The sequence below is a fragment of the Cellulosimicrobium sp. XJ-DQ-B-000 genome (genome assembly GCF_031119065.1).
GTDB classification, from domain to species: domain Bacteria; phylum Actinomycetota; class Actinomycetes; order Actinomycetales; family Cellulomonadaceae; genus Cellulosimicrobium; species Cellulosimicrobium funkei.
This window is the reverse complement of sequence record NZ_JAVHYN010000001.1, coordinates 43,634-60,422: the sequence shown is the minus strand read 5'-3', so window position 1 is coordinate 60,422 and position 16,789 is coordinate 43,634. Positions and strand designations below refer to the sequence as shown.

Below are 16,789 nucleotides of genomic sequence, written 5' to 3'. Positions count from 1 at the left end.
CGGGCAGCCGATGACCCAGACCGCGAACGGGCGAGGCGCGCCCTCGACGCGCACCGTCCCCCGGGCCGGCACGAGCCGGACGGTGCCGCGGGGCCGGGCGACGACCCGCGAGCCGCGACGCCCGCGGCCCGAGCCCGCCGAGCGACCGTGGCTCGGGCAGTGGAACAGCACGGTGACGAGCTACTACCTGCTCGTCGGCGCGACCACGCTGCTCGCGATCATCGGCCTCGTCATGGTGTTCTCCAGCTCGGCGGTCACGCAGATCGCCGCGGGCAAGTCGCCGTTCGGGGCGTTCCTCGACCAGGCGAAGTTCGCCCTCATGGGCCTGCCCGTCCTGCTCGTCGCCACGCGCGTGCCGGTCGACTGGTACAAGCGGCTCGCGTGGCCCGCGCTCTTCGTGGCTCTCGGGCTGCAGATGCTCGTGTTCACGCCGCTCGCGAAGAACGTCAACGGCAACACGGGCTGGATCGACCTCGGGCTCTTCACGTTCCAGCCGGCCGAGGTCGCGAAGCTCGCGCTCGCGCTGTGGCTCGGTGTCGTGCTCGGACGCAAGCAGCGGATGCTCGGGCAGTGGCGGCACGTGCTGATCCCGGCGGTCCCCGTCGCGGTCGCGGTCGTGGGCCTCGTGCTCGCGGGTCACGACCTCGGCACGGCGCTCGTCGTCATGGCGATCATCGCGGGGGCGTTCTTCGTCTCGGGGGCCGACGGGCGTCTGCTCGCCCTCGGGGCGGGCGGTGCCGCGTTCGTCGTCGGGTACGTGTTCATCCTCAACCAGTCGGGCGGCGACCGGCTCTCGCGCATCATGGCGACGTACCGCGAGTGCACCGACACCCTCGGCGAGTGCTACCAGTCGATGCACGGTCTGTACGCGCTCGGCACGGGCGGGCTCACGGGCGTCGGCCTCGGGGCGAGCCGCGAGAAGTGGTCGTACCTGCCGGAGGCGCACAACGACTTCATCTTCGCCGTGATCGGCGAGGAGCTCGGGCTGCTCGGCACGCTCCTGGTGCTGGGGCTGTTCGTCATCGTCGGCGTCGCCACGAGCCGGATCGTGCGCCGCCACCCCGACCCCTTCGTGAAGATCACGACGGCCGGGATCGCGTGCTGGATCGTCGGCCAGGCGTTCATCAACATCGGCGTCGTCATCGGGCTCCTGCCCGTGATCGGCGTCCCGCTGCCGCTCGTCTCGGCGGGCGGCTCCGCGCTCATCATGACGATGGCCGCGCTCGGCGTGCTCATCTCGTTCGCGCGCTCGGAACCGGGCGCGGCCGAGGCGCTCGCCGCGCGAGGGAGCGTCGTGCGGCGCTCGCTCGCCGTCGTCGGCCGGGCGGCGCGCCCCCGGCGCCGGACCGCGCGATGACCTCCCCGGCCGTCGCGGCCGCTCCGGCCGCGACGCCGGACCCGTGGGGCGCCCCGCGCCCCGCACGACAGACCTCCGCACGACGGACAGGACGCGGCACCTGCCGCAGGGAAGGACGACGAGGTACGTGACGACGATCGGTTCGGTGGTGCTCGCAGGCGGCGGGACGGCGGGGCACGTGAACCCGCTCCTCGCGGTGGCGGACGAGCTCCGGGCGCGTGAGCCCGGCGTGGTGGTGACCGCGCTCGGGGTCGCGGGCGGCCTGGAGGACGACCTCGTCCCCGCCCGGGGCTACCCGCTGCGGCACGTGCCGCGCGTCCCGCTCCCGCGCCGCCCCAGCGCGGAGTGGGTCAACCTCCCGGGACGCCTCAAGTCCGCCGTGGACGCGGCGGGCGCCGTCATCGACGAGACCGGCGCGCGCGTCGTCGTCGGCTTCGGGGGCTACGTCTCCACGCCCGCGTACCTCGCCGCGCGCCGTCGCGACGTCCCGGTCGTGATCCACGAGCAGAACGCGCGCCCCGGCCTGGCGAACCGCCTCGGTGCCCGGTGGGCCGCGCGCGTCGGCGTGACGTTCGAGGGCACGCCGCTCAAGGGCGGCGTCGTCACCGGGCTGCCGCTGCGCCGCGAGATCCAGGACCTCGTGGCCGCGCGGGCGGCGGACGCCGCCGGGGTGCGCGCGGACGCCGCGGCGCGCCTCGGCCTCGACCCCCGCGCGCGCACGCTCGTCGTCACCGGCGGCTCGCTGGGGGCGCAGAGCCTCAACGAGGCGGTCTCCGGTGCCGCCGGCGCGCTCCTCGGGGCGGGCACGCAGATCCTCCACCTGACGGGCAAGGGCAAGGACGGCGCGGTGCGCGAGGCGGCGGCCGGTGCCGTCGCGGGCCACCCCGGCGCGCGCTACGACGTGCGCGAGTACCTCGCCGAGATGCAGCTCGCGCTCGCGGTCGCGGACCTCGTCGTGTGCCGCGCGGGCGCGGGCACGGTGGGCGAGCTCGCGGCGCTGGGCATCCCGGCCGTCTACGTGCCGCTGCCCATCGGCAACGGGGAGCAGCGGCTCAACGCCGGCCCCGTCGTCGCCGCGGGTGGCGGCCTGCTCGTCGACGACGCGCAGCTCGACGCGGCGTGGGTCGCGCGCGAGGTCCCGGCGCTGCTCGGTGACCCTGGCCGGCTCGACGCGATGGCCGCGGCCGCCGCGGGCGCGGGCGTGCGCGACGGCGCCGCGCGGGTCGCGGACCTCGTCGCCGAGGCCGTCGCCGGTGCGTCGGGGGCACGGGCGTGACGGCGGCGTCGGGCGAGGGCCCGCTCGCGCTCGAGGCGCTCGGCACGGTCCACCTCGTCGGCGTCGGCGGGGCGGGCATGTCCGTCGTCGCCCGTCTCCTCGCCGCGCACGGCGTGCCCGTCCAGGGCTCGGACGCGCGCGAGGGTGACGCGCTCGCCGCGCTGCGCTCCGACGGCGTCCGGGTGTGGGTCGGCCACGACGCCGCGCACGTCGCCGGCGCGGACACCGTCGTGGTGTCGAGCGCCGTGCGCGAGACGAACCCCGAGCTCGCGGCGGCACGCACGGCCGGCCTGCGCGTGCTGCACCGCTCGCAGGCGCTGGCCTCGCTCATGGCGCGCGGCCGGTCCGTCGCCGTGGCGGGCGCGCACGGCAAGACCACGACGTCCGCGATGATCGCGACCGTCCTGCGCGGCGCGGGCCTCGACCCGTCGTTCGCGATCGGCGGCACGGTGCTCACCGAGGACGGCCCCGTCGCGGGCGGCCACCTCGGGTCGGACGTCCTCGTGGCCGAGGCCGACGAGTCGGACGGGTCGTTCCTCAACTACGCCCCGGACGTCGCCGTCGTCACCAACGTGGAGCCGGACCACCTCGACCACTACGGGTCGCGCGACGCGTTCGAGCAGGCGTTCGTCGACTTCGCGGCGCGGATCGTCCCGGGCGGGACGCTCGTCGCGTGCGCCGACGACGCGGGGGCGCGCGCTCTCGCGTCGTCCCACGCCCGGGCTGGGGGAGCGGTGGTCACGTACGGCACGGCCGCGGACGCCGACGTGCGCCTCGCGGACGTGGCCCCCGCCGACGAGGCGGGCCGACCCGGGGTGACGGCGTCGCTCACGGGCACGGTCGGTGCGGCGCGCCTCGACGGGCTCGCGCTGCTGCTGCGCGTGCCGGGGCACCACAACGCGCTCAACGCGACCGCGGCCGTCGTGACGGCGGTCGTGCTCGGCGTCGACCCGGCGGCGGCGGTCGCGGCCGCGCACGGCTTCCTCGGCACCGGCCGCCGTTTCGAGGCTCGCGGCGAGGCGGGCGGCGTGCGCGTCGTCGACGACTACGCGCACCACCCGACCGAGGTGGCCGCGCTGCTCGCCGCCGCCCGGCCCGTCGCGGCCGGCGGCCGGGTGCTCGTGCTGTTCCAGCCGCACCTGTACTCGCGCACCGCGACGTTCGCCCGCGAGTTCGCGCAGGCGCTCGCAGGCGCGGACGAGGTCGTGGTCACGGGCGTCTACGCGGCGCGCGAGGAGCCGGACCCGGCCGTGAGCGCGCGCACGATCACCGACCTGGTCGACGCTCCCGGCGTGGTCGTCGCCGCGGTCGAGGACCGCGTCGAGGCGGCCCGCCGCATCGCGGACGCCGCCCGCCCGGGAGACCTCGTGCTCACCGTCGGGGCGGGGGACGTCACGGAGCTGGGCGCCGTCGTCCTCGAGCGCCTCCGCGCGCGTCGCGACGGCGCCCCGGCGCCCGGAGGAGGCGAGGCCTGATGCGTCCGCCGCCCCAGCCTCGTCCCGCCGCGCCGCGGCCGGGCCGGTCGGGCGCGGGCGAACGGGCCGGACGGCCCGCGGCTCCGGGCCCCGCGAAGCCGGCCCCGAGCTCCGCGAAGCCGGCCCCGCCCGCGGGCGCGCGCCGTGCGCCGGTCGATGACATGCCGACGCGACCGGTGCGCCGCGTCGCGGCGCCGGGCTCCGAGCTCGTGCGCTCGTCGGGCGGCCGACCCGGCACCGGTCGTCCTCCGGCCGCGCGCGGTGGCGGCGGCCGGGCCACGGGCACGACGACGTCCGTACCGCGCGGCGCGTCCGCCGCCCCGATCGGGGTCGTCTCGCACGGCATGGCCGAGCGGCTCGCCGAGCGCGACGCGATGCGCCGTCACCGGGTCCGCACGCGCGTCCTCGGCTGGGTCGCGGCGCTCCTCGTCGTCGCCGGTCTCGCGTGGGTGGCGTTCTTCTCGCCCGTGCTCGGCCTCGACCTCGACAAGGTCACGGTCTCCGGCGAGGGCACGGTGATCGACCCGCAGCAGGTCCGCGACGTGGTCGCCGCCGCGGACGGCGTGCCGCTGCCGCGGCTCGACACGGTCGCGCTGCGCGAGCAGGTGCTCGGCCTCAACGGCGTGCGCGACGTCGAGATCCGGCGTGCGTGGCCCTCGGGGCTCGCTGTGCTCCTCGAGTCGCGCGAGCCCGTCGTGGCGGTGCCCGTGGACGACGGCTTCGCGCTGCTCGACGCCGACGGCGTCCACGTGCGCACCGACCCGGTCGTGCCCGAGGGGCTGCCGGAGATCGACGCGCCGCTCGACGACCAGGGGGCGCGGGCGCTCGACGCCGCGCTCGTGCTGCTCAACGCGCTCCCGGCGGACCTCCACGCGCAGGTCGCGGAGGTCTCGGCGCCGACGCGCGACGCGGTCCGCATGACGCTGCGGGACGGCGTCGTCGTCGAGTGGGGGAGCTCCGAGGAGGCGGCGCTGAAGGTGCGCGTCCTGCAGACGCTCCGGGCCGTCCCGGAGAACGCGGGGGTCACCGTGTACGACGTCTCGGCCCCACGGCTCCCGGTGACGCGGTGAATGCGCGCGTGGCGATCCCCGACACGCGCGAGACGGTCGTTGATGATGGGCACGTCGACACCTACGGTCGACCCATGAACGACCTGACATAACTATAACCCTCTACTTGAGGGTGAAGGTTCAGGGCTGACCGATCGAGAGGCATTGACGTGGCAACTCCGCAGAACTACCTAGCAGTGATCAAGGTGGTCGGCATCGGCGGTGGGGGCGTGAACGCCGTCAACCGGATGATCGAGGTCGGCCTCAAGGGTGTCGAGTTCATCGCCATCAACACGGACGCCCAGGCGCTCCTCATGTCCGACGCGGACGTCAAGCTCGACGTCGGTCGCGAGCTCACGCGCGGTCTCGGCGCCGGCGCCGACCCCGAGGTCGGCAAGAAGGCCGCCGAGGACCACGCCGAGGAGATCGAGGACGTGCTGCGCGGCGCGGACATGGTCTTCGTCACGGCGGGCGAGGGCGGCGGCACCGGCACGGGCGGCGCACCGGTCGTCGCCCGCATCGCGCGCTCGCTCGGCGCGCTGACCGTCGGCGTCGTGACGCGGCCCTTCACGTTCGAGGGCCGCCGCCGCTCGGTCCAGGCGGACCAGGGCATCGAGAACCTGCGCAACGAGGTCGACACCCTCATCGTCATCCCGAACGACCGCCTCCTGTCGATGTCGGACCGCAACGTCAGCGCGCTGCAGGCGTTCCACCAGGCCGACCAGGTGCTGCTGTCCGGTGTCCAGGGCATCACCGACCTCATCACGACCCCCGGTCTCATCAACCTCGACTTCGCGGACGTCAAGTCCGTCATGCAGGGCGCGGGTAGCGCCCTCATGGGCATCGGCAACGCGCGGGGCGACGACCGCGCGGTGCAGGCCGCCGAGATGGCGATCTCGTCGCCGCTCCTCGAGGCGAGCATCGACGGCGCCCACGGCGTGCTGCTCTCCATCCAGGGTGGTTCCGACCTCGGCCTGTTCGAGATCAACGAGGCGGCGCGCCTGGTCCACGAGGCCGCGCACACCGAGGCGAACATCATCTTCGGCGCCGTGATCGACGACGCGCTGGGCGACGAGGTCCGTGTCACCGTCATCGCGGCCGGCTTCGACGGCGGTGCCCCGCAGGTGCGGGGCGACGCGCGGGCGCTCGGCCAGGTGGCCGGCGCCCAGCGCCCCGCGACGAGCGCGATCCCGGTCGTGCCCGCCGCGCGGGCCGTGCCGCCGGCACCGACGACGGGCGCGCACACGCTGCCGCGGCCGGTCGTGCCGATCCAGCCGGAGGCCGACGACGTGCCCGTCACGCTCGACGGCGGTCACGGCCCGGTGCCGGTGCAGCCGGTCGCCCCCGCGCCGTTCACCGTGGTCGGTTCCGGCGACGCCGGGAACCACAACGCGGAGGCCGTGCCGGGCGGTCAGAACGAGGGCGTCGACGTGCCCCCGCGGATCTTCGACGAGGAGCCCCCGCGCCGCAAGGTCGAGGAGCTCGACGTGCCCGACTTCCTCAAGTGACGGTGCGCGACCGCGCGGCGCGGTGCGGGGCGGCGTGAGCGCCGGGACCGTGCAGGACGGGAGGGGTGGCGCCGACGGCGCCGCCCCTCCCGTCGTGCTCGAGGTGGACCTCGGGCCGGGGGTGCGCGCCGGATTCACGACGCGTGACGGCGGGCTCTCGCCGGCGCCGTGGGACACGCTCAACCTCGGGCTGAACGTGACCGACGACGCCGACCGGGTGCGCGCGAACCGCGCGCGGGCAGCCGCGTGGCTCGGTGCGGACCCGGCCTTCGCGACGCAGGTCCACGGCACCCGGGTCGCGACGGTGGAACCTGCGCCGCGCGGTGCGGACCCCGTCGACACGGTGGGGGAGGCCGACGCTCTCGTCGCCCCGTCCCGCGGCGTGGGCCTGGGCGTCCTCGTGGCCGACTGCGTGCCCGTCCTCCTCGCGGACGCCGAGGCGGGCGTCGTCGGCGTCGCGCACGCCGGACGCCGTGGCCTCGCGCACGGGGTGGTCGACGCGGCGCTGGGCGCCCTGGTCGCCGCCGGCGCGCGGGTCGACCGGGTGCGGGCCGCCGTCGGGCCGAGTGCGTGCGGGCGGTGCTACGAGGTGCCCGCGTGGATGCGCGACGACGTCGCGCTCGCGCGTCCGGCCACGTGGTCGACGACGTCCTGGGGGACGCCGGCGCTCGACCTGCCCGCGGGGGTCGTCGCCGACCTCGTCGCGGCGGGCGTCGCGGACGTCGTGCGCGTCCGGGCGTGCACGATCGAGGACGAGCGGTTCTTCTCGCACCGTCGGGCGGCGCGCCGCGGCACGACGACCGGTCGGTTCGCCGGGCTCGTGGCGCTCACCGGCGCGTGAGACGGCTCGGTCCGACCTCCGCACGAGGTTGCGCACGCCGGGCGTGTCGTCCGGGGCTCGCCGCGCACCCTCGGTTAGCGTGAACGCACCGGTCCGACGGCCGGTGGACCGAGGATCGATCGAGGACGGAGCAAGGCCCATGGCGGGAGCGCTGCGCAAGACCATGCTGTATCTGGGCCTCGCTGATGATCGCGGCGAGGACGAGCAGGACGAGTACGTCGACGAGCTCGACGAGACGGGGGCGGACGTGGCGCACGACTACCAGGCACCGGTGACGCCGCTGCACCGCGCGCTCGGGCCGCGCGAGGTGCCGCAGACGAGCATGTCGGCGGCCGAGCTGCGGCGGATCACGACGGTGCACCCGCGGTCGTACAACGACGCGCGCGTGATCGGCGAGGCGTTCCGCGGTGGCACCCCGGTGATCATGAACCTCTCGGACATGGACGACGCGGACGCGAAGCGCCTCGTCGACTTCTCCGCGGGCCTCATCTTCGGGCTGCACGGGGCCATCGAGCGCGTCACCAACAAGGTGTTCCTGCTCTCGCCCGAGCACGTCGAGATCACCGGCGAGGAGCAGACCGCCGCGCCGGCCCCCGGTCGCGCGGGCTTCTACAACCAGAGCTGAGCGTGCGCGCGGCGCGGTGACCCGCCGAGCACGCGCCGCACGCACGGAGGGGCGGGCGCGGTGACGCGCCCGTCCCTCCTGCGCGTCCGCCCTGGGCGTAGCGCGTGTCCCCGGCGGGGCCGGGGGCGGTGCGTCTGGCACAGTTGACCCGTGATCTGGGACCTCATCACAGGCATCGTCGGATTCCTGCTCTGGCTCTACCTGCTGCTGCTCATCGGTCGGCTCGTGTTCGACTGGGTGCAGTTCTTCGCCCGCGACTGGAGGCCCCGGGGGGTCCTGCTGGTGCTCGCCGAGGTGATCTACTCGGCGACGGACCCGCCCCTGCGCGCGCTGCGTCGGCTCATCCCGCCGCTCTCGCTGGGTCAGGTGCGCCTCGACCTCGCATTCATCATCCTGTTCTTCGCGGTGACGATCGCGGCGCAGGTCGTGTCCTCGCTCTGAGACGCACGTCACCCGATCGGGGTGTCCGGGCGGCCCGTACAGGGCCGCTACGTCCGGTTCGCCCCGACCCCCACCGCACGCCCGCGCACGCTGCACGCCGTCGGCACGGTTCGACGGCGCGCGACGGCGCGGCTGCTCCCGCCCCTGAGGGCAATGTCCGCTACTTTGGAGTCTGGTGATCGCGAGGTCGCCCGGACCGACACGCAAACGCTATGAGGTGAACCGATGGCACTGCTCACTGCAGAGGACATCCTGAACAAGAAGTTCTCGGCGACGAAGTTCCGCGAGGGCTACGACGTCGAAGAGGTCGACGACTTCTTGGACGAGGTGGTGAGGACCCTCAACTCCGTGCAGGAGGAGAACGAGGACCTCAAGGCGAAGCTCGCCGCGGCGGAGCGTCGTCTCGCCGAGCTCAGCCGAGCCGACGCGTCCAGCGCTGCGGTGCAGCCCCCCGTCGTCGAGACGCCGAAGGCGCCCGAGCCGGAGCCGGAGCCCGTGCGCGCCGCCCCGATCTCGCAGGCCGTCGTCACGAAGAACGCGGCGGAGCCCGAGTCGGCGACGGGCATGCTCCAGCTGGCCCAGAAGCTGCACGACGACTACGTGCGCTCCGGCCAGGAGGAGGGTGACCGCCTCATCGCGGAGGCCAAGGAGGAGGGCTCGCGCATCGTGCGCGAGGCCGAGGAGACCTCGCACCGCACGCTCTCGCAGCTCGAGCAGGAGCGTTCGCTCCTCGAGCGCAAGATCGACGAGCTGCGGATCTTCGAGCGCGACTACCGCACGCGTCTCAAGAGCTACCTGCAGAACCTGCTGGGCGACCTGGACAACCGGGGCAGCGCCCTCCCGCCGCGCAGCAACGTCGGCGGGGCGAGCCGCACGAGCGACCTCGCTCCCGGCATCTAGCACCTGCGTCGACCGTCCGGCAGCGGCCGGTACGCCACGCACCTACGCCTTCTCTCCCGCCTCGGCGGACCGGCGTGGTGTGTTGTGCGTACCGGCCGCTGCGTCTACTCTCGCGTGACTCGAACTTGGAGGGGCGACATGACCAAGCTCACCACCGCGGCCCGTTCGGCCGTGCGCGACCGTTTCCCGAACCTTGCGAAGGACGTCAAGTCCTTCCCCGTGCGCGACGGGGAGGAGCCCTGGACCCTGCGGGAGGCCGAGGAGCTCGCCGCGGAGCTGCTCGCCGAGAAGGAGCGGCTGGAGGGGGAGCTCGCCGTCGCGGACGAGGAGCTGTCGAACCTCCTGCGGCACTCCGGTGACGGCGCCGGCGACGACCAGGCGGACTCCGGGTCCAGCGCCCTCGAGCGAGAGCAGGAGCTGACGCTCGTCAACAACGTGCGCGACCTCCTCGCGCAGACGTCGCACGCGCTCGACCGCATCGCGGCCGGCACGTACGCGACGTGCGAGGAGACGGGGCTGCCGATCGGCAAGGCGCGCCTCCAGGCGTTCCCGCGCGCGAACCTCTCGGTCGAGGCCAAGCAGCGCGCCGAGCGGCGCTGAGCGCCGACGCGTCGCGGGGCCGCGTCGACCGGGGCGACGACGTGGCAGACTTGCGGCCGATGTCCACCTCCGCGCGCCCCGAGCCCACCGACCCCGCCGACGCCTCCCCGCAGGCGCCCGCCGACCTCGCCGCAGGAGCCGTCCGGCGCGGTCCGCGACGCGTCTTGGTCGTGTGGACCGTCGTCCTCGCCGTCCTCGTCCTCGTGCTCGACCAGCTCACCAAGTGGTGGGCGGAGTCGAGCCTCACGCTGGGCGACGACACGATCCCGCTCGTGGGGTCGCTGCTCGGGCTGCGGCTCATCTACAACCCCGGTGCGGCGCTCTCCATCGCGACCGGCATGACGTGGCTCCTGACCATCGTCGTGGTCGCGGTCGTCGTCGTCATCGTGCGCATGGTGAGCCGCATCGGCTCGCGCGCGTGGGCCGTCGCGCTGGGCCTCCTGCTGGGCGGCGCGCTCGGGAACCTCGTCGACCGCTTCTTCCGGGAGCCCGGCTTCGCGCGCGGGCACGTCGTCGACTTCATCGCCTACGCGAACTGGTTCGTGGGCAACGTCGCGGACATCGCGATCGTGGCCGCGGCCGTGATGATCGCCGTCCTGTCGGTGCTCGGCATCGGGCTGGACGGGACGCGCCACGGCGGCGACCACGCGGGCTCCGGGACGAGCGCCGACGACGCCGTCGAGCCGACGTCCGGGCCCGCACCCGAGCCGACCGCCACGCGGACCGACGACGAGGGGGCGCGGTGAGCCTCCGGTCGCTCCCGGTGCCCGACGGCCTCGCGGGCGAGAGGGTCGACGCCGGGCTGTCCCGGCTCCTCGGCCTCTCGCGGACGCGGGCCGCAGAGCTCGCCGCAGGCGGCGCCGTCCGCCTCGACGGGCGCGAGGTCGGCAAGTCCGACCGGCTCGTCCCGGGCGGGTGGCTCGAGGTCGACGTGCCCGACGCCGCGCCCGCCGTCGAGGTCGTCGCGGAACCCGTGCCGGGCATGGGCATCGTGCACGACGACGACGACCTGGTGGTCGTCGACAAGCCCGTCGGGGTCGCGGCCCACCCGTCGCCGGGCTGGACGGGCCCGACCGTCGTCGGCGCCCTCGCGGCCGCGGGGTACCGGATCTCGACGTCGGGCGCCGCGGAGCGCCAGGGCATCGTGCACCGCCTCGACGCCGGGACGTCGGGACTCATGGTCGTCGCGAAGAGCGAGGTCGCGTACACCGCGCTCAAGCGCGCCTTCAAGGAGCGCACGGTCGAGAAGGTCTATCACGCGCTCGTCCAGGGCCATCCCGAGCCCACCACCGGGACCATCGACGCGCCGATCGGGCGGCACCCCAGCGCGGACTGGAAGTTCGCAGTCACGGCGGAGGGCAAGCCCTCGGTCACGCACTACGAGGTGCTCGAGATGCTGCCCGCCGCGTCCCTCGTCGAGGTGCACCTCGAGACGGGTCGCACGCACCAGATCCGGGTGCACTTCTCCGCGCTGCGGCACCCGTGCGTCGGCGACCTCACGTACGGTGCCGACCCGGTGCTGGCCTCGCGCGTGTCCCTGACGCGCCAGTGGCTGCACGCGATGCGCCTCGGGTTCGAGCACCCCACGACCGGGCAGTGGCTCGAGCTGACGAGCGAGTACCCGGACGACCTCGCGCACGCGCTCGAGGTGCTGCGCGGGGCGTACGCGTGACCGTCGCCGCCTCGGGGCCGGGCGACGCCCGGCTCGCCGTGGAGCGCGTGGCCGACGACGCCGGGCTGGCCGCCGCGCACGCGCTGCGGCTCGCGGTGTTCGTCGACGAGCAGGGGGTGCCGGTCGAGGAGGAGATCGACGACCTGGACACCGCGGAGACGACCACGCACGTGCTCGTCCGGGACCGCGACCGGGGCGGGGACGTCGTCGGCACGGGCCGGCTCCTCACGGACCCCGCGCACCCGGGAGAGGTGCACGTCGGCCGGGTCGCGGTCGCCGCGGTCGCGCGCGGCACCGGCGCGGGAGTCGCGGTGATGCGCGCGCTGGAGGAGGTCGCGCTCGCCGAGCACGCGGTCCCAGGGCCGGACGGACGCCGCACCGTGCGCGTCCTCCTCTCCGCCCAGGTCCAGGCGATCGGCTTCTACGAGCGGCTCGGGTACGCCGTGTCCGGACCCGTCTACCTCGACGCGGGCATCGACCACCGCGACGCCGCCAAGACCCTGACGACGGACGTCTGACCCCTCTCGGCGGGGCACCGCGCGCCGTTCGCGTGACGTGCCGCACGACCCGCCGCGACCTCGCCCGGGTGTGGGTGGGGCACGCCTAAGATCGGTGCATGCCCACCGCGACCGAGGACTTCGTCCACCTCCACGTCCACACCGAGTACTCGATGCTGGACGGTGCGGCCCGGATCGGGGACCTGTTCGACGAGGTCGAGCGCCTGGGCCAGAAGGCCATCGCGACGACGGACCACGGCTACGTGTTCGGGGCGTTCGAGTTCTGGTCGCGGGCGCAGGCGAAGGGCATCAAGCCGATCATCGGCGTCGAGGCGTACGTCACGCCGGGCACGAGCCGGTTCGACCAGACCCGCGTGCGGTTCGGGCAGCAGGGGCAGGAGTCCGACGACGTGTCGGCGCGCGGTGCGTACACGCACATGACGCTGCTCGCGAAGGACAACGAGGGTCTGCACAACCTGTTCCGGGCGTCGTCGCTCGCGTCGCTCGAGGGGCAGATGGGCAAGTGGCCGCGCATGGACCGCGACCTCCTCCAGCGCTACGGCAAGGGCCTCGTCGCGACGAGCGGGTGCCCGTCGGGCGAGATCCAGACGCGCCTGCGCCTCGGCCAGTGGGACGAGGCGGTGCGGACGGCGGGCGAGCTCCAGGACATCTTCGGCCGCGAGAACTTCTTCGTCGAGCTCATGGACCACGGGATCGACATCGAGACACGGGTCACGAAGGACCTCCTGCGCCTCGCGGAGACCATCGGGGCGCGCCTCGTCGCGACGAACGACCTCCACTACGTGCGCGAGGAGGACGCTTCCAGCCAGGAGGCGCTGCTCGCGATCAACTCCGGCTCGACGCTCGACGACCCGGACCGGTTCAAGTTCGACGGCACCGGCTACTACGTGAAGTCGGCGGCCGAGATGCGCCGGGTCTTCGCGGAGCTCCCCGAGGCGTGCGACAACACGCTGCTCATCGCCGAGCAGTGCGAGGTGTCGTTCGACACGAAGGCGAACTACATGCCGCGGTTCCCCGTCCCCGAGGGCGAGGACGAGACGAGCTGGTTCGTCAAGGAGGTCGAGCGCGGGCTGCACCGCCGCTACCCGAACGGCATCCCGGACGCGGCGCGCAAGCAGGCGCAGTACGAGACCGAGGTCATCATCCAGATGGGCTTCCCGGGGTACTTCCTCGTGGTCGCCGACTTCATCAACTGGGCCAAGGACCAGGGCATCCGCGTCGGCCCCGGCCGTGGGTCCGCCGCAGGCTCGATGGCGTCGTACCTCATGGGCATCACCGAGCTCGACCCGCTGGAGCACGGGCTGATCTTCGAGCGGTTCCTCAACCCCGAGCGCGTCTCGATGCCCGACGTCGACGTCGACTTCGACGAGCGTCGGCGCGGGGAGGTCATCCGGTACGTCACCGAGAAGTACGGCGACGACCGCGTCGCCCAGATCGTCACCTACGGGACGATCAAGGCCAAGCAGGCCCTCAAGGACTCGGCACGGCTCCTCGGCTTCCCGTTCGCGATGGGGGAGAAGCTCACCAAGGCGATGCCGCCGGCCGTCATGGGCAAGGACATCCCCCTGTCGGGGATCTTCGACCCGAAGCACGAGCGGTACTCCGAGGCGGCGGAGTTCCGCCAGCTCCACGACACCGACCCGGAGGCGCAGCGCGTCGTCGAGCTCGCGCGGGGTATCGAGGGGCTGAAGCGGCAGTGGGGCGTGCACGCCGCGGGCGTCATCATGTCGAGCGACCCGCTCATCGACATCATCCCGATCATGCGCCGTCCCCAGGACGGCGCGGTCATCACGCAGTTCGACTACCCGACGTCCGAGGGCCTCGGCCTCATCAAGATGGACTTCCTCGGGCTGCGGAACCTCACGATCCTCGACGACGCGCTCGAGAACATCGAGATGAACGGCAAGGAGCCGATCGAGATCGAGTCGCTCACGCTCGACGACAAGGCGTCGTACGAGCTGCTCGCGCGCGGTGACACGCTGGGCGTGTTCCAGCTCGACGGCGGCCCCATGCGTGCTCTCCTGCGCCAGATGAAGCCGGACAAGTTCGACGACCTCTCGGCCGTCATCGCGCTGTACCGCCCGGGCCCGATGGGCATGAACTCGCACACGAACTACGCGCTGCGCAAGAACGGGCTGCAGAAGATCGAGCCCATCCACCCGGAGCTCGAGCAGCCTCTCGCGGAGATCCTCGACGAGACCTACGGCCTCATCGTCTACCAGGAGCAGGTCCAGAGGGCCGCGCAGATCCTCGCCGGGTACTCGCTCGGACAGGCCGACCTGCTGCGGCGGGCGATGGGCAAGAAGAAGAAGGAGATCCTCGACAAGGAGTTCGTGCCGTTCCAGGCGGGCTGCCGGGAGCGCGGGTACTCCGACGCCGCGATCCAGGCGGTCTGGGACACGCTGGTCCCGTTCGCGGGCTACGCCTTCAACAAGGCGCACTCCGCCGGGTACGGCCTCGTGGCGTACTGGACGGCGTTCCTCAAGGCGAACTACCCGACGGAGTACATGGCGGCGCTCCTGCAGAGCGTGCGCGACGACAAGGACAAGCTGGCCCTCTACCTCAACGAGTGCCGCCGCATGCACATCACCGTGCTCCCGCCGGACGTGAACGACTCGGCGGCGAAGTTCACGGCGGTGGGCGGCGACATCCGCTTCGGTCTCACGGGCGTGCGCAACGTCGGCGCGAACGTCGTCGACGCGATCATCCGCACGCGCGAGGAGAAGGGCGCGTTCACGTCGTTCACCGACTTCCTCGACAAGGTGCCGGCCGTGGTGTGCAACAAGCGCACCATCGAGTCGCTCATCAAGGCAGGCGCCTTCGACTCGCTCGGCCACGCGCGGCGCGCCCTGCTCGTCGTGCACGAGCAGGCCGTCGACTCGGTCATCAGCGTCAAGCGCAAGGAGGCGGAGGGCCAGTTCGACCTCTTCGCCGACTTCGGGGGCGCCGACGCCGAGGACGGCATGTCGTTCTCCGTCGACGTGCCCGACCTCCCGGACTGGGACAAGAAGCAGCGCCTCGCGTTCGAGCGCGAGATGCTCGGCCTGTACGTGTCCGACCACCCGTTGTCCGGGCTCGAGCACGTGCTGACGCGCGCCGCGGACACCGGGATCGCGAACCTCCTCGCCGACGAGGGCCGGCCCGACGGCTCCACCGTGACGATCGCCGGCCTCGTGACGTCGCTCCAGCGCAAGATGAGCAAGAACGGCAACCCGTGGGCCGCGGTGACCATCGAGGACCTCGAGGGCGCCGTCGAGGTCATGTTCTTCGGCGAGACGTATCTCGCGTACTCGACCGTCCTCGCCGAGGACCAGGTCGTGGTCCTGCGCGGGCGCGTGCGTCGGCGCGACGACACGATGCAGCTCCAGGCGATGGAGGTCTCGCTCCCGGACATCACCGTGGGCGCCGAGTCGCCGCTCGCCGTGAAGGTCTCGCACACGCGCTGCGTCGAGCCGATCATCCTGCGCCTGCGCGAGGTCCTCGCGACGCACCCCGGCTCGGCCGAGGTGCACGTCCAGGTCCTCGAGCCCGGCAAGACCACGGTCGTGCGCGCGGGCGACGGGCTGCGGGTCGAGAAGTCGCCGGCGCTGTTCGGCGACCTCAAGGCGCTGCTCGGGCCGTCCTGCCTGCTCTGACACGCCGACGCCGTCGGTCCGGCACTGCGCACGGTCCCGCCGCGCAGACGGTCCCGCCGCGCAGACGGTGCCACCGCCCGGGCGGTGCCGTCCTGCCCGCGCTGCGGCGCACGCAGGACGGCGCACCCGCTGCGGCTCGTCGGCGGCGTCGTGTGACGACCGGCACGAGACGGCTCCGGCCGGTGCCGGGCAGGCCGCGCCTAGACTCGCGAGCGTGATCCGACTCAACCCCGAGCAGCGCGTCTTCGTCACCGAGCGGCACCTGGCCACGCTCACGACCCTGCGCGAGGACGGGAGCCCGCACGTCGTCCCGGTGGCGTTCACCTGGGACCCGGACGCGGGCGTCGTGCGGATCACGACGAACCGCGGGTCGGTGAAGGCGCGCAACGCCCGCCGGACCGGGCCGGACGGGGCGCACCCGCGCGCCGCGGTGTGCCAGGTCGACGGCGGACGGTGGCTCACGCTCGAGGGGACGATCGAGGTCGTCGAGGACGCGGACGAGGTGGCGGACGCCGTCGCGCGCTACGCCCGCCGCTACCGCCCGCTGACGCCCAAGCCGGAGCGCGTGGTGCTGCGCCTCACGCCGGACAAGGTGATGGCCTCGACGTACATGGCCTGACCCCTACCCGGCGGGTCGTACTCGCGGCTCAGGCGACGGTCGCGCTCTCCCCGCCCTGCGGCCGGTCCACCGTGACGACGTCGCCCCGGTGCAGCTGGCGTCCCCGGCGCGTGTCCACCTCGCCGTTCACGCGGACCTCGCCCTCGGTGACGAGCTCGCGCGCCTCCGCGCCGGACTCGGCGAGCCCGGCGAGCTTGAGGAACTGGCCGAGGCGGATGACGTCGTCGGAGATCTCGACCGGGCGGGCGTCGTCGGAGGCGTTCATGACGCCAT

17 protein-coding genes are annotated in these 16,789 nt (G+C 73.8%); 16 read left to right on the top strand and 1 reads right to left on the bottom strand.

The genetic code is table 11. From position 1 onward, the window contains the following. The first annotated feature begins 10 nt into the window (after nucleotides 1-10). The 16 genes from ftsW to RDI86_RS00225 all read left to right on the top strand — a co-directional run bounded on the left by ftsW (nucleotide 11) and on the right by RDI86_RS00225 (nucleotide 16,516). A complete protein-coding gene (gene ftsW, locus RDI86_RS00295) occupies nucleotides 11-1,357 on the top strand; it encodes a putative lipid II flippase FtsW (RefSeq protein ID WP_082774411.1) in 1,347 nt (448 codons plus the stop codon). 127 nt (nucleotides 1,358-1,484) lie between these two features. Continuing rightward, complete coding sequence (gene murG / locus RDI86_RS00290) at nucleotides 1,485-2,633, top strand: undecaprenyldiphospho-muramoylpentapeptide beta-N-acetylglucosaminyltransferase (RefSeq protein WP_144682984.1); 1,149 nt, start codon at nucleotides 1,485-1,487, stop codon at nucleotides 2,631-2,633. Continuing rightward, the gene (gene murC / locus RDI86_RS00285) at nucleotides 2,630-4,108 is read left to right on the top strand and encodes a UDP-N-acetylmuramate--L-alanine ligase (RefSeq protein ID WP_308820384.1); all 1,479 of its coding nucleotides are present in this window, start codon (nucleotides 2,630-2,632) and stop codon (nucleotides 4,106-4,108) included. Before murG ends, murC begins: the two co-directional genes overlap by 4 nt. Nucleotides 4,109-4,269: 161 nt before the next feature. Further along, complete coding sequence (locus RDI86_RS00280) at nucleotides 4,270-5,178, top strand: cell division protein FtsQ/DivIB (RefSeq protein ID WP_308820383.1); 909 nt, start codon at nucleotides 4,270-4,272, stop codon at nucleotides 5,176-5,178. Nucleotides 5,179-5,327: 149 nt separating this feature from the next. Further along, nucleotides 5,328-6,665, top strand: coding sequence for a cell division protein FtsZ (ftsZ, locus tag RDI86_RS00275; protein ID WP_076406550.1), 1,338 nt, complete (start codon nucleotides 5,328-5,330; stop codon nucleotides 6,663-6,665). A gap of 34 nt (nucleotides 6,666-6,699) precedes the next feature. After that, a complete protein-coding gene (pgeF, locus tag RDI86_RS00270) occupies nucleotides 6,700-7,506 on the top strand; it encodes a peptidoglycan editing factor PgeF (RefSeq protein ID WP_308820382.1) in 807 nt (268 codons plus the stop codon). 139 nt (nucleotides 7,507-7,645) lie between these two features. Then, nucleotides 7,646-8,131, top strand: coding sequence for a cell division protein SepF (locus RDI86_RS00265; RefSeq protein ID WP_009861904.1), 486 nt, complete (start codon nucleotides 7,646-7,648; stop codon nucleotides 8,129-8,131). Between the two features lie 150 nt (nucleotides 8,132-8,281). Then, on the top strand, nucleotides 8,282-8,572 hold the full coding sequence (locus RDI86_RS00260) for a YggT family protein (RefSeq protein ID WP_240696747.1): 291 nt from the start codon (nucleotides 8,282-8,284) through the stop codon (nucleotides 8,570-8,572). Between the two features lie 225 nt (nucleotides 8,573-8,797). After that, nucleotides 8,798-9,472 (top strand): DivIVA domain-containing protein, encoded by a 675-nt coding sequence (locus RDI86_RS00255; RefSeq protein ID WP_061267590.1) that lies wholly within the window; start codon nucleotides 8,798-8,800, stop codon nucleotides 9,470-9,472. Between the two features lie 138 nt (nucleotides 9,473-9,610). Continuing rightward, on the top strand, nucleotides 9,611-10,072 hold the full coding sequence (locus RDI86_RS00250; RefSeq protein ID WP_021482712.1) for a TraR/DksA C4-type zinc finger protein: 462 nt from the start codon (nucleotides 9,611-9,613) through the stop codon (nucleotides 10,070-10,072). 59 nt (nucleotides 10,073-10,131) lie between these two features. Continuing rightward, a complete protein-coding gene (locus RDI86_RS00245) occupies nucleotides 10,132-10,818 on the top strand; it encodes a signal peptidase II (protein WP_082774412.1) in 687 nt (228 codons plus the stop codon). Continuing rightward, nucleotides 10,815-11,744, top strand: coding sequence for an RluA family pseudouridine synthase (locus tag RDI86_RS00240; protein WP_043655591.1), 930 nt, complete (start codon nucleotides 10,815-10,817; stop codon nucleotides 11,742-11,744). The genes RDI86_RS00245 and RDI86_RS00240 overlap by 4 nt, the downstream gene beginning before the upstream one ends. Next, nucleotides 11,741-12,262: a GNAT family N-acetyltransferase gene (locus tag RDI86_RS00235; RefSeq protein ID WP_228485309.1), complete on the top strand. Its 522-nt coding sequence runs from the start codon at nucleotides 11,741-11,743 to the stop codon at nucleotides 12,260-12,262. Before RDI86_RS00240 ends, RDI86_RS00235 begins: the two co-directional genes overlap by 4 nt. A gap of 98 nt (nucleotides 12,263-12,360) precedes the next feature. Then, the gene (gene dnaE, locus RDI86_RS00230) at nucleotides 12,361-15,897 is read left to right on the top strand and encodes a DNA polymerase III subunit alpha (protein WP_061267591.1); all 3,537 of its coding nucleotides are present in this window, start codon (nucleotides 12,361-12,363) and stop codon (nucleotides 15,895-15,897) included. A 24-nt stretch (nucleotides 15,898-15,921) separates the two neighbouring features. Continuing rightward, nucleotides 15,922-16,053 (top strand): 50S ribosomal protein L32, encoded by a 132-nt coding sequence (rpmF, locus tag RDI86_RS13845; protein WP_082774420.1) that lies wholly within the window; start codon nucleotides 15,922-15,924, stop codon nucleotides 16,051-16,053. A 58-nt stretch (nucleotides 16,054-16,111) separates the two neighbouring features. Further along, nucleotides 16,112-16,516, top strand: a complete 405-nt coding sequence (locus tag RDI86_RS00225; RefSeq protein WP_074810060.1) for a pyridoxamine 5'-phosphate oxidase family protein — start codon at nucleotides 16,112-16,114, stop codon at nucleotides 16,514-16,516. 28 nt (nucleotides 16,517-16,544) lie between these two features. On the opposite strand, the gene RDI86_RS00220 is transcribed toward RDI86_RS00225, so the two are convergent. Further along, entirely contained in the window at nucleotides 16,545-16,781 is a 237-nt protein-coding gene (locus RDI86_RS00220) for an RNA-binding S4 domain-containing protein (protein WP_034652908.1), read from the bottom strand. Nucleotides 16,782-16,789: the final 8 nt, after the last annotated feature.

Bases quoted from the DNA above. Each gene is read 5' to 3' on its own strand.
- RDI86_RS00220 (WP_034652908.1), bottom strand. From the start codon at position 16,781: ATGAACGCCTCCGACGACGCCCGCCCGGTCGAGATCTCCGACGACGTC.
- RDI86_RS00250 (WP_021482712.1), top strand. From the start codon at position 9,611: ATGACCAAGCTCACCACCGCGGCCCGTTCGGCCGTGCGCGACCGTTTC.
- RDI86_RS00245 (WP_082774412.1), top strand. From the start codon at position 10,132: ATGTCCACCTCCGCGCGCCCCGAGCCCACCGACCCCGCCGACGCCTCC.
- ftsW (WP_082774411.1), top strand. From the start codon at position 11: ATGACCCAGACCGCGAACGGGCGAGGCGCGCCCTCGACGCGCACCGTC.
- RDI86_RS00255 (WP_061267590.1), top strand. From the start codon at position 8,798: ATGGCACTGCTCACTGCAGAGGACATCCTGAACAAGAAGTTCTCGGCG.
- RDI86_RS00280 (WP_308820383.1), top strand. From the start codon at position 4,270: ATGCCGACGCGACCGGTGCGCCGCGTCGCGGCGCCGGGCTCCGAGCTC.
- RDI86_RS00265 (WP_009861904.1), top strand. From the start codon at position 7,646: ATGGCGGGAGCGCTGCGCAAGACCATGCTGTATCTGGGCCTCGCTGAT.
- dnaE (WP_061267591.1), top strand. From the start codon at position 12,361: ATGCCCACCGCGACCGAGGACTTCGTCCACCTCCACGTCCACACCGAG.